The following is a 12255-nucleotide window of genomic DNA, read 5'->3' on the forward strand; positions in this document are numbered from 1 at the left end:
ACGCTTAAGGGATCTGTTTGTTTATCTGTACATTAATTGTTTGTGGCTTTGCTGTCCCACCGAAACTCTGCACGCTGCTCTCACCAAACCAGTCACCTGATTGCGGATTGGCCGTACCATCTTGCGAGAGACGTGCCCGCACTTTCACCTGAGACAACGAAGAGAGCAAACGCTCTGGCATCATTGCATTACTGTCATCCAACGTTACTGATAACGGGAATCGGCTCACAGGCAGTTGTTTGACGGCAACCGGTACCGGGTTTGCTCCATCGGTTACCGATATAATCAGGGTTCCCTGCTGAGGTAATTTCTGAGCTGCATCAGAGGAGAGTGAAACCTCTATTCCCAGTGTAGCTGTTTCCTGCCCAGCCTGTGATTTGGCTTGCTGGATACTGCGTTTTATCACTTCTATGCGGGAATCGCCAGCAGGCAGCAATTTTAGCATAACTTCCCATGCACCAATGGCTTGTTTAAAGTCACCCTGCTCAAAAGCATTAAAAGCTAATAAACTCATGGCGCGCAGATTGGTATGATCCTGTCCAACCATCGTTCGCAACATCTGAGTTGCCAGCTGATTATCTTGTGGATCGTTGGAACGTGTCAGCACCTCAGCATAACCGAGTCTGACATCTTCATTATCGGGCGCAAGCTGATAAGCTTTAGCAAAAGCTTGCGTCGCCGTAGTGGCATTATTCAGTGCCATCCCCACCCGGCCAAGCATCATCCAATCATTGACGTTAGCAATATCTTGCTGCAAAGAAGTACGCAAGCCCAGCCCTAAACGTGCGACCTCTTCCATACTCAAAGGCTCCGCCCGCTCATTGGCAACTCTGGCACGTAATTCGAGCATTTGTGCAACAACCTGATGCCATGCCTGCACCTGAGCCAAACCACCGGTTTTTAGGTATAACCCCACGGCGACCACCACCAGTATCACCACCCCGGGCAGTAACACCCAGCGGTTAATCGGGCTTATCTCCTCGTCCGGTTGTTGGGGGATATCTGTCAGCAGGTTTTGTTGCAGTTCCTGAATCAGTTCAGGTCGCTGTTCTACCACGCCTTGCGCTTCATCTTCTGCCAGTTCAGATAACCGATCCTGATAAATAGCCTTGTTCAATTCATCCCGGGTGGTCGTCGGTGAATCCGTGTCTTGCCGCATGGCAGGTATAACCAACAAGGCACCCGCGACCGCCAGCAAAATGATCACTATCAGCCAAAAAGCCATTATGGTTGTTTCCTGTTTGTCTTCGCGTGTTTAGTCGCGATGCTGTGTTGCACCACCGTCGATTTTTCCACACCGCGAGCATGTTCGGCGAGCAGATGGTGTAACCGTTGCTGTTCCTGCGCCGACAGTGGGGTCTCTTTCTCCACTCGTCGCCGTGCACGTAATATCACCACTACGGCCCCAAATAGCACAAACAGAGCCGGCCCTACCCACAGAATCAGCGTTGCAGCCGTCACCGGCGGCTCGTAAGTGACGAAGTTGCCGTAGCGGGCCACCATATAGTCAATGACTTGCTGTTTGGAATTACCCTGCTGCATCAGTTCATACACTTTGGCACGCATATCAGCAGCAATAATCGCGTTGGAGTCGGCAATGCTGTTGTTCTGACATTTAGGGCAGCGCAGTTGTTCGGTCAGTTCCCGATACTGCTGCTCTTGTGCCTCCGATTTAAAGGTGTAGGTATCGATGGCGGCAAACAAACTCCAACTCAGCATAAGGCCGAAGATCAGGCTTAGTAATCTCATGCGCCCCCCTGATACTTCTTATACAACGGCAGAATTTCTTGCAGCCAGACGCGATCGTTCAGATCACCGGCATGGCGATAACGGATAATACCCTGCCCGTCGATCAGAAAAGTTTCCGGCGCACCATAAACCCCCAGATCCAGCCCTAACATGCCATCACCATCATACAAACTCAGCGCGTAAGGATTACCCAGTGCATTGAGCCATTGCACCGCTTTGACACGATCATCTTTATAGTTCAAGCCCACCACACGGATGCCTTGGGCCGCCAGCTTATTCAGATATTGATGCTCAGCGCGGCACGTCGGACACCAGGTTGCCCAGACATTAAGTAACATCGGCTTACCATCATGTAATACTGCCTGATCAAAGGTTTTCCCCGGTTGCTCAAGCGATTCAAGCTTGAACGTTGGCACCGGTTTACCAATCAGCGCGGACTCCAACATCGTCGGATCCTCGCCATTAGCATTGCGAGTCAATTGCACTAAAAAGGCCACAACCAGCAGTAAAAACAGTACCAGCGGAATAAACATCAGCTTATTGAATGAAAAGTGAGATTTCATTATTCAGCCTCCGATGCAGCACTGCGCTTTAACTTTTTGCTCATCCGATAGCGCGGATCAAGCATGCAGAAGATGCCGCCGATAGCCATAAATACCCCACCGAACCAGATCCAGCGGACAAAAGGTTTGTAATACAAGCGCACCGCCCATGACCCGTCATCCAGTTCTTCACCCAGTGCGGCGTAGAGATCACGGCTGAAGCCACCATCAATAGCAGCTTCAGTCATCATAGAACGGGCCACACTGTAATAACGTTTCTCCGCATGTAAGGTGGCTTCAGGTTTACCATGACGGGTGACATCAATAATGCCAACACCGCCGGTATAGTTCGATCCTTTGATATCGTGAACATCGCGGAACACGAAGTGATAATCGTGAATATCGATGCTATCACCAGCCTTCATGCGTACATCACGCTCAACACTGTAATTTTGGCTAAAGGCAATACCGATCACCGTCACCGCCACACCCAAATGCCCCAACACCATGCCCCAATGACTGCGAGATAAGTGCGTTAAACCACGCCAAAAACCATGGCGGTGAGTTGCTCGCTCATGCAACTCCATCAATGTCAGGATAATAACCCAGATAGACATCATCAAACCGACCACGGTCATACCGGCAATAGTGTCTTGCAGCAGCCAGGGTACCAATATCGACAACAACAAAGTGATGACCAGAGCCACACTGAGGCGTTTCCAGAGTTTGCTCGGCTCATCACGACGCCAACGCACTAACGGCCCGATCCCCATCAACAGTGCCATTGGGGCCATCAACCAGGTAAACATGGTATTAAAGAACGGTTCGCCGATTGAAATACTGCCCAGTCCCAGTTGCTTGTGCACCAATGGCAACAAAGTCCCCAGAAGCACCACCAACATTGCGGCGATCAGCAGCACATTATTACCGAGCAGGAAAGTCTCGCGTGAGAACACCTCATGCTGAGTACGGCTGCGCACTTGTGCGCCTTTAACTGCATACAGTAGCAATGAGCCACCGATAACAATCACCAGATAAGCCAGAATAAACATGCCACGAGCCGGATCAGAGGCAAAAGAGTGCACCGAAACCAATACGCCGGAACGCACCAGGAAGGTGCCCATTAGGCATAGAGAGAATGCCGTAATCGCCAGCAATACCGTCCACGCTTTGAATGTGCCACGTTTTTCGGTCACCGCCAGTGAGTGAATTAACGCCGTACCTGCCAGCCAAGGCATAAACGAGGCATTCTCAACCGGATCCCAGAACCACCAGCCGCCCCAGCCTAATTCATAATAGGCCCACGCCGAACCGAGCACGATCCCCATGGTCAGGAACACCCATGCCGCTTGAGTCCACGGCCGTGACCAGCGCGCCCAGGCACTATCAAGTCGGCCAGCCATTAAGGAAGCTATCGCGAAAGCAAAAGCTACCGAGAACCCCACATACCCCATATAAAGCAGTGGCGGATGGAAAATCAACCCGACATCCTGCAACAACGGATTTAAATCATTACCGTCAATTGGGAAGTCCGGCAAGGTGCGGGTAAACGGATTTGACGTCAGAATAATAAACAACAGGAAACCGCCGGTAATCATCCCCAGCACCGACAGTACTCGGGCTACCGCATCATCCGGCATTGAACGGCTAAAGAGCGCAACGGCCAGCGACCAGCAACTTAGCAGCAACACCCACAGCAGCAGCGATCCCTCATGTGCGCCCCAGGTCGCCGCAATACGATAATAAACCGGCAGGTGTGAATTTGAGTTCGCCGCCACATAGGAGACAGTGAAATCATTCACCACAAACGCATACACCAGACATATAAATGACAGTGCGATGGTAGCGAACATACCGTACGTCAAGGGTCTGCCAACCGCCATCATACGGGCATCTTGACGCGCAGCGCCCCATTGCGGATACAAACTCAGCAATAGCGAGATAGCCAGTGCCAGGCATAACAGAAAACTCCCCATTTCAGGCATCATGAGGCATTATCCTCACGCTTAGTGCTACTGTAAGCCTCTGCGGGACGGGTGTGGTTTTCTTTCATCGCCTCTTTTACTTCTGGTGGTGTGTATTTTTCATCATGCTTTGCCAGCACTTCTTTCGCATTTACCGTATTGCCCTCAGCGAATACACCTTGCGCTACCACCCCCTGCCCCTCGCGGAACAGGTCCGGTAAAATGCCGGTATAAGTGACGGTGATTGCGCCGCGCGCATCATAAACCTTGAAACTCATTTCCAGCGTCTTATCATCACGTTTCACCGACCCCGGCATCACCATGCCGCCGATACGTAAACGCTGACCTATTTCCGGCTTCTCGTGGCGCTCCCCTTTACCCTGCAAGATTTCGCCAGGGGTATAGAACAGATCGATATTGGCACGCAGTGCGTACAACACCAGAGTGGTGGTCAGACCGATACCGATCAAAACCACCATCGCCAGATAGAGCCGACTTTTTCTACGTGGGTTCACTGCTGTTTCTCCTGCGAACGGACGGAATGCTGAGTCTGATTTGCCTGCCGAATGCGCAGTTCCCGCGCCTGACGACGCTGAATATCCGCTAATAATTGTTTGTGCTGCCACAGCGTATGTCCCCACAAACTAAGCAGAGACAGCAAAGTAACCGCCACCGCCAGCCAGACATAAAAGGCATAGCCGCCCATGGCGAAAAATGCCGCCCAAGAGTTAAAGGCCGGATTCATAGACGTGGCTCCTTACGCAATAGGGCGCTTACCCAAGGGCGATGGCGCTCTTGCTGCAAAATCAAGTTGCGCAGGCGCATTAATGTCAGAGTAATAAAGCACAACAAATAGCCAAAAATCGCCCAACGTAACGGCGAACGCATACTTGGATCAATGCTTTGTTGCATGTTAGTGGAACCTTGATGCAAGGTGTTCCACCACACCACGGAGAAATGAATGATTGGAATATTGACCACACCGACCAGCACCAAAATACCCGCAGCCCGCCCGGCCAACTTGCGGTCGTCAAATGCGTTATACAGCGCAATCACGCCAAGATAGAGGAATAGCAACACTAACTCAGAGGTCAATCGCGCATCCCAAATCCACCAGGTTCCCCACATCGGTTTACCCCAGGTAGAACCGGTGACCAAGGCAATAAAGGTAAACACCGCGCCGACCGGCGCCATGGCGGCTACGACGTTATCAGACATTTTCATTTGCCAGACCAGGCCAACAAGTGCCGCAATCGCCATCGACATATAGATCCCCATCGACCAGATCGCCGCCGGGACATGCAAGTAAATGATACGGAAACTGTTGCCTTGCTGATAATCAGAGGGGGCGAAACCAAATCCCCACACCCAGCCCACCATCAAACAGACCACAGCAGCAATACCCAGCCACGGGACAAACCGACCACACAGCGTATAGAGCCGCTCGGGTTTAGCGAATTGATGAAACCATTTCCACATTTTTCATTGCTCACAGTAAAATTGGACAGGCATCACTCAGTGGCAATGCCGGCGCAGGGTACGGCGCACAATCTGCTCTGACTGCGTTGGCTACCGCGCTTAAGCTTCTGAAAATTCTTATATTTTAACTACAGGCTTCTTTTAAGAAATTGTTTCCTTCTGAGTGGCATTCAACTGCTAGTGCACACTCACTCTCAATGCAGCGGCGGTGGCAAAAGGCGCAAGTGTTACACTCCCCGCGAGCATTGCCCCCAAAATCGCCAGATACCCATCAATCGGCAGTGACATAGAAGCCGCATCAATGGCCGCAGTAGCAAATATCAGCACCGGGATATACAGCGGCAACACCAATAAACTCAGCAGCACCCCTCCCTTGCGTAACCCCACCGTCAGTGCCACACCAATAGCCCCGATAAAACTTAAGGTTGGCGTCCCCAACAGCAGCGTGAGCGCCATGGCAATCGCGGTATTACTATCAAGAGACAGCAACAGAGCGACCAGCGGAGATAAAATAAGCAAAGGTAATCCGGTAACGACCCAGTGAGCACACACTTTGCCTAACACCGTGAGTGCCAGTGGCGCGGGTAATAACAACAACTGTTCAAGGGAGCCATCGTAGAAATCATCGCGAAATAGCCGCTCCAAAGAGAGTAACGATGCAAGCAATGCCGCCACCCAGACAATCCCCGGTGCAATACGCGCCAATAATTGCGGTTCTGGGCCTATCCCTAACGGAAACAGTGTGATGACAATCAGAAAAAACCAGAGCGGGTTAACTATCTCTGCCCCTTTTCTAAAGGCTATTTTTAATTCACGACGCAACACGCTGATAAACATTAATTCTCCTGCGTGTTGGTTAAACGGATTTTACGCACACTCTGACCAACACCGTTCAGATCCTGATGTGTGGTAAGCAGTACCATGCCACCGTTAGCTGCATGCTCAACAAACAGATCTAACAGGGTAGCAACCCCCTGCTTATCAATCGCGGTCAACGGTTCATCCAGAATCCATAGTGGAGCCTTGCTCAACCACAAACGGGCCAAGGCCACGCGCCGTTGCTGCCCAGCCGATAATTGAGATACCGGTAAATCTTCATAACCCACCAACCCGACCTGAGACAAAGCCTGCCAGATTGCGGCGCTATCGACCTTTTGTAACACCGACTGATAAAACGCCAGATTTTCAAAAGGCGTCAGTACCGACTTAACTCCCGGTTGATGGCCTAAAAACAATAAATCCTGATGATATTTAGCGCGATCTCGGCGAATATTCGCCCCCAACCAGCTCACCTGCCCTTCATCTGCATCGGCCAGTCCGGCTAAAATCCGCAACAGACTGGTTTTACCTGCACCATTTTGCCCCTCAACCTGCACTATCTCCCCAGCAGCCACACAAAAGCTTAACTGTTGGAACAAGCTTCGCTCATCTCGGATGCAGGTCAGGTTTTTAGCTTCCAACATGAAGGATTGGTTTCCATCGTAGGATTGTTGTTTCAGGAAAACCGAATGATAACATAAGGCTTAATCCTTACGTAGCGTGGGTCTAACCCTGACCCTACCCTTATAGAGGTATTATTCGGTATAAGATCAAATTTCTGTAGAAAAAACCAACAAGATTAACGTTTGGTTACTTTTCCCCCTCTTCTGATGGCTATTTTACTCCCCCCAACAAAGACCCACTAACAACTCACCATTAGCCCAAGAATAATAAATAGCGACTACGCTTATTATGTCGGCCTTCCCTTATTTTTTGTGTTCCAACCACCACAATTATTTATCTACCAACCGGGAAATCCCTATGAATGATGAAAAACTGTCGCAGAATAAGGGTGAATTGAAAGTGGAAAGTGAGGAACAAAAGCAGGGAAAAGAGATAGAAATAAATGAGAAGGAACTTCCCTCAAAAGCAGCCGCAATCCATGAATTGATCCGCCTCGAGGGGCAAAAAGAGTTAGAGCGCGACAGCTTTGCACTGCTGTGGTCCGCCATTGCTGCCGGCCTTTCAATGGGGGCATCGCTTATTGCCAAAGGCATTTTTCACGCAAAACTACCTGACTCACCGGCAAGTTTCCTGCTGGAGAATGTCGGTTATACCTTTGGTTTTATTATTGTCATTATGGCCCGCCAACAGCTATTTACCGAAAATACCGTGACCGCGGTACTGCCCATCATGCAAAAACCGAGTGGGCAAAACTTTCTTCTGTTATTTCGCCTATGGGGGTTGGTGCTACTGGGCAACCTTATCGGTACAGGAATTGCGGCCTATTCCTTTATCCATATGCCGGTGTTTGATGAGTCGACACGCGCATCATTTGTCACTCTGGCACAAGGGGTGATGGAGAATTCGCCATCTGAGATGTTTGCTAACGGCATATTTTCCGGTTGGATCATTGCCACTATGGTATGGATGATGCCATCAGCAGGAAGCGCTAAGATCTGGGTCATTTTCCTGATGACCTATTTAGTGGCGCTGTGCGACCTTACCCATATTGTGGTTGGTTCGGTCGAAATCTTCTATCTGGTATTTAATGGCTCATTACCCTGGCAGCAATTTATTTATCCGTTCGCTATTCCAACATTGGCAGGCAACATTATCGGCGGTACTTTTATTTTTGCCCTGATAAGCCATGCGCAGATCCGCAGTGATATGACCCATCAACCGAAAAATGGTGATAAGGCAGCCAAAGACACTCCGCCCCCCTCTGAATAGCACCAACTTAACCACTGTGTTAACGTGATAATTTCGTACTAGCAAAGAGGTACAACTAATGCATTTCTCTTCGATCGAGGATATCAGAGCGGCTATTGATGGCATAGATTCGCAAATTGTCGCGTTAATCGCGCAACGGAGCCAATGTGTAAAAGCGGCCGCCGCATTTAAGCAGGATCAGAACGCAGTACGGGCGCCAGATCGGGTGCAGATGGTAATAGATCGTGTCACAGCAGAAGCCAGCAAAGCGGGATTAGCAGAAGAGATCATAGAGAAAGTTTACCGGACGATGATCCATGCTTTTATCGACTATGAACTTGAACAACATCGGCGCTTAGGGCAAAAGTAAGCGGGATTCAGTTATCACTGTTCCACTAACAGGTGGTAACAGGGTATACCGACAATTTTTAATAAAATCCCCTTAGTTCAGCCAATCATCCTTATATCATCTAAACCATAAAAAATGCCATCACGTGGCAGGATTCAAAGATGGCTACACCGATACACCCGTAATTATTTACCTGGGTTACTGGCCACTTGGCTATTCTTTAATGCGATAAAAAGTGTAAAATATGTGAACATCAATATAGCAGACTGTTATTTGTCACTTTTTTATATTTATTCAATTAAATTTCAAGAGGTTAACGTGCAGGATTTACCAAACTGTCCAAAATGTAGTTCTGAATTTACATGGCAAGAAGGTGAACAACTGAATTGCCCGGAGTGTGGTCATGAGTGGTCGGAAAATAGCCCTTCAGCCACCGGCCAGGACGACCTGGTGGTGCGCGATGCCAACGGTAATTTGTTGGCTGACGGTGACTCAGTAACTGTTGTTAAAGACCTGAAAGTAAAAGGCAGTTCTTCAACGCTGAAAATTGGCACCAAAGTGAAAGGCATCCGCCTGGTTGAAGGGGATCACAATATCGATTGTAAAATTGATGGGTTTGGTCCAATGAAGTTGAAATCAGAGTTCGTTAAGAAGAGTTGATATTTTAATCAATGAGTTACCCCCAAATAGCGATTCTGACTCTGGGGGTTACCGCTGGTTGCGGAGTTTCCCGGACACGAGTGGCGACTGCCTCGTGTCCTTAATTAAACTATTCACTTCTCACGCGGAGCCAACATTCGGTGTTGTTAATGGCTTGCGGCGAATAAACATTTTATAAGACTGGGTTGCACAAATAACACCCGCGATGACCAAAACAGCACCTGATAACTGCAATCCCGTAGGTAAAATATGATTAAAAATAGCTAATATCATGGTAAATACCGGTACGAGGTTGAAGAAAACAGCCGTGTTAGCCGCGCCTAAATTCTTAATACCCACATTCCAGAATAAATAGGCCAATACCGACCCTGCAATTCCCATGTAAATTAATGCGCCATGATTAAATGCGGAAATATTATACAATCCACTGAATGTACCTTCAGTGTAATAAGCAAACATAACGATACCTAACGTACCAAACAGCATCGTAAAACTGGTTATTTGCAAGGGGGTAGCACCTACAGTGTATTTACGGCAGCCAACAGTATAAGCAGCCCATGCAATATTCCCAAGTAAGATAATCATATCCCCTTGATTAAACTCCATATTAAGTAGGTTACTAATAGAACCTTTACTGATAACCAATAAAACACCTAATAAACTGATCAGCATGCCGACACATTGTACCCGTGATATTTTCTGCCTTTCACAAAGAGTGAAAAGAAGCGCAGTTGTAATTGGCGAGGTGGCCATAATAAGCGCGCCATTTATCGGCGTAGTGGTTTGTAATCCAATAAAGAAAGCCAAATTAAAACCTGTAATACCGCAAAGACCCAGTAAGACAAATGCCAGATAATTCTTTTTCAGGACAATCCAGCTATTTCTTTCTCGTAACAAAAGTACCGCTAATATAGTGACACTAGCAATAACAAACCTCTCAGTTGCAGCTAACAGAGGAGAAACGTGGTTGACAATTAATGCTGCGACATTAAAATTCGATCCCCAGAAAAAAGTGGAGAGGACAACACAAAGCAAAACAAGATATTTATTCATCTGACTATCTCCAAAGTACTGCGTCAAGAACAATAGAAGATGCAAGTGCATTTTTGGATGTTTTCAATAAATAACTGACCGTGTCAGCAACATCAGAGGCCGCAAGCATTCTCTTCTTTTGTTCCCTTGAAATATTAATATGGTCATCCATTAGCTCTCTAAATGACGTATCAACTTTATCCAATATAATACTTGTTACTTTAATCCCTAATGGTTTGCAATATTCTCGTAACCCATCAGTCATACCTTGAACTGCATATTTAGAAACAGAATATGCATACATATCTTTGTTTCCTCTGGTACCCCATACTGATGACATATTTATTATTTGTGCTGAAGGGCTATTAATCAGTACCGGCAACAGCGAGCGAGTCAGATAAAAATAACCATTCACATTAACATCAAATGTATTTTTCCATTCTAAATCCGTAGTGGTTAGTGGACTACTGAAATAGGCAATACCTGCAACATTTATAAGTACATCAATAGAACTCATAACCTCTAAAGCATTTAAAACAGCCTGTTCTACTGCTCCCCGCTGAGTAACATCCAACTGAATAAAGTGTATTTTATCTTGGTATTTATTTTTTAATAATGTAGTTTCTTTCTCTGGAATATCTTTAAAATGGCAGGCAAAAACAGAATGTCCATCTTTTAGAATCCGTTTTGTTAAGCTTTGTCCAATTCCACTTTCACAACCAGTGATAAATATATTCATGTTATTTTCCTTTATTTACACTAAAAATCTGATGCGATGTTTATATCTCGGGTTAAATACTATAATATTCATCTATTGAGGATAAGAGCTGAAATTGAATAGGTGAATTTCAAAAATGAAAGATAAAATTTCTCTGGACGACCTTAACCTGTTTATAAGTGTCGTCGATGCTGGCAGTCTGACAAAGGTATCTGAAATAACTGACATCCCCCTGCCTACCTTAAGTCGCCGAATAACAAAGCTTGAACAATGCATTGGTGGCCGGCTACTTAATCGCTCAACCCGAACGATCACTCTCACCCCTTTAGGCCGTATGTATTACGATAGCTGTGTTGGCCCGCTATCTGAATGTTTGTCAGCAACAACATTACTTGATGACTACCACCATAGCTTAACGGGAAAATTGGTGATAACCGCGCCAATAAATCTTACCCACCAGTGGGTCGGCAATTGTATTTTTGATTTTATGCAGAAGTACCCAGATATCAGCATTGATTTAATGGTGACCAACCGAGTTATTGATCTCGAATCTCTCAATATTGATGCAGCGATTAGAGTCGGTAAATTGAAGGACAGCAACTGGATAGCAAAAAAAATCATGAATTCACATTATGTTTTTTGTGCCTCAATAGAATACCTTTCTAAAAATACCGTCCCGTTAATTCCTGAAGACTTGGTTAATCAACATAAGTTGATCATGCCGAAATCAGATACAGAATGGCAGATAATAAATAAATCATCAGGTAGTGAGTATCTTATTTCAGCCACTCCCTATATGGTGGTTGATGATACCGAGTTAGTTATCCGTGCGGCAAAGAAAAGCTTAGGGATTTGTCTGGCTCCTTTTCAATTTGTCACATCACTTATCGAACGTGGGGAATTGGTACATATCTTACCGGAGTGGCATGGTGGGCTTAGACCAACTTATCTTATGTTTAGAGATAGAAATTATGTTCCCGCTCGCTTACGTGCTTTTATTAGTCATGTGGAGAAATATGAAATTATCGGTAAATAAGATGGAGGCTAGGCTAGAGATAAAAAATGAGAAGA

At 46.9% G+C, this 12255-nt stretch carries 15 protein-coding genes; 4 read left to right on the forward strand and 11 right to left on the reverse strand.

Going from position 1 to position 12255, the window contains the following annotated elements:
* Positions 1 to 4: 4 nt before the first annotated feature.
* The 9 genes from ccmI to ccmA all read right to left on the reverse strand — a co-directional run bounded on the left by ccmI (position 5) and on the right by ccmA (position 7197).
* Entirely contained in the window at positions 5 to 1225 is a 1221-nt protein-coding gene (ccmI, locus tag Q2T71_RS14245) for a c-type cytochrome biogenesis protein CcmI (protein ID WP_372559511.1), read from the reverse strand.
* Entirely contained in the window at positions 1225 to 1749 is a 525-nt protein-coding gene (locus Q2T71_RS14250) for a cytochrome c-type biogenesis protein (protein ID WP_372559512.1), read from the reverse strand. The genes ccmI and Q2T71_RS14250 overlap by 1 nt, the downstream gene beginning before the upstream one ends.
* Positions 1746 to 2312, reverse strand: coding sequence for a DsbE family thiol:disulfide interchange protein (locus Q2T71_RS14255; RefSeq protein WP_083158204.1), 567 nt, complete (start codon positions 2310 to 2312; stop codon positions 1746 to 1748). The genes Q2T71_RS14250 and Q2T71_RS14255 overlap by 4 nt, the downstream gene beginning before the upstream one ends.
* Complete coding sequence (locus Q2T71_RS14260; RefSeq protein ID WP_372559513.1) at positions 2312 to 4279, reverse strand: heme lyase CcmF/NrfE family subunit; 1968 nt, start codon at positions 4277 to 4279, stop codon at positions 2312 to 2314. The genes Q2T71_RS14255 and Q2T71_RS14260 overlap by 1 nt, the downstream gene beginning before the upstream one ends.
* A complete protein-coding gene (gene ccmE, locus Q2T71_RS14265) occupies positions 4276 to 4770 on the reverse strand; it encodes a cytochrome c maturation protein CcmE (RefSeq protein WP_372559514.1) in 495 nt (164 codons plus the stop codon). Before ccmE ends, Q2T71_RS14260 begins: the two co-directional genes overlap by 4 nt.
* Positions 4767 to 5000: a heme exporter protein CcmD gene (ccmD, locus tag Q2T71_RS14270; RefSeq protein WP_372559515.1), complete on the reverse strand. Its 234-nt coding sequence runs from the start codon at positions 4998 to 5000 to the stop codon at positions 4767 to 4769. The genes ccmE and ccmD overlap by 4 nt, the downstream gene beginning before the upstream one ends.
* Positions 4997 to 5734, reverse strand: a complete 738-nt coding sequence (locus Q2T71_RS14275) for a heme ABC transporter permease (protein WP_083158200.1) — start codon at positions 5732 to 5734, stop codon at positions 4997 to 4999. Before Q2T71_RS14275 ends, ccmD begins: the two co-directional genes overlap by 4 nt.
* A 177-nt stretch (positions 5735 to 5911) precedes the next feature.
* Entirely contained in the window at positions 5912 to 6571 is a 660-nt protein-coding gene (gene ccmB, locus Q2T71_RS14280) for a heme exporter protein CcmB (protein ID WP_083158199.1), read from the reverse strand.
* Positions 6571 to 7197, reverse strand: a complete 627-nt coding sequence (ccmA, locus tag Q2T71_RS14285) for a cytochrome c biogenesis heme-transporting ATPase CcmA (protein ID WP_083158198.1) — start codon at positions 7195 to 7197, stop codon at positions 6571 to 6573. The genes ccmB and ccmA overlap by 1 nt, the downstream gene beginning before the upstream one ends.
* 337 nt (positions 7198 to 7534) lie before the next feature.
* Between ccmA and Q2T71_RS14290 the strand changes: the two genes are divergently transcribed.
* The 3 genes from Q2T71_RS14290 to Q2T71_RS14300 all read left to right on the forward strand — a co-directional run bounded on the left by Q2T71_RS14290 (position 7535) and on the right by Q2T71_RS14300 (position 9434).
* A complete protein-coding gene (locus tag Q2T71_RS14290; protein WP_372559516.1) occupies positions 7535 to 8446 on the forward strand; it encodes a formate/nitrite transporter family protein in 912 nt (303 codons plus the stop codon).
* A gap of 58 nt (positions 8447 to 8504) precedes the next feature.
* Entirely contained in the window at positions 8505 to 8795 is a 291-nt protein-coding gene (locus Q2T71_RS14295; RefSeq protein ID WP_372559517.1) for a chorismate mutase, read from the forward strand.
* Positions 8796 to 9092: 297 nt separating this feature from the next.
* A complete protein-coding gene (locus Q2T71_RS14300; RefSeq protein ID WP_083158195.1) occupies positions 9093 to 9434 on the forward strand; it encodes a zinc ribbon domain-containing protein YjdM in 342 nt (113 codons plus the stop codon).
* 120 nt (positions 9435 to 9554) lie between these two features.
* Here the strand turns inward: Q2T71_RS14300 and Q2T71_RS14305 are convergent, their stop codons facing one another.
* Together Q2T71_RS14305 and Q2T71_RS14310 are read right to left on the reverse strand one after the other, a co-directional pair.
* Complete coding sequence (locus tag Q2T71_RS14305) at positions 9555 to 10487, reverse strand: DMT family transporter (protein WP_372559518.1); 933 nt, start codon at positions 10485 to 10487, stop codon at positions 9555 to 9557.
* Positions 10488 to 10491: 4 nt separating this feature from the next.
* On the reverse strand, positions 10492 to 11205 hold the full coding sequence (locus Q2T71_RS14310; RefSeq protein ID WP_372559519.1) for an SDR family oxidoreductase: 714 nt from the start codon (positions 11203 to 11205) through the stop codon (positions 10492 to 10494).
* A gap of 115 nt (positions 11206 to 11320) precedes the next feature.
* Between Q2T71_RS14310 and Q2T71_RS14315 the strand changes: the two genes are divergently transcribed.
* On the forward strand, positions 11321 to 12220 hold the full coding sequence (locus Q2T71_RS14315; protein WP_372559520.1) for a LysR family transcriptional regulator: 900 nt from the start codon (positions 11321 to 11323) through the stop codon (positions 12218 to 12220).
* Positions 12221 to 12255 lie beyond the last annotated feature (35 nt).

This window comes from Yersinia sp. 1652 StPb PI (assembly GCF_041538345.1).
GTDB lineage: Bacteria > Pseudomonadota > Gammaproteobacteria > Enterobacterales > Enterobacteriaceae > Yersinia > Yersinia enterocolitica_E.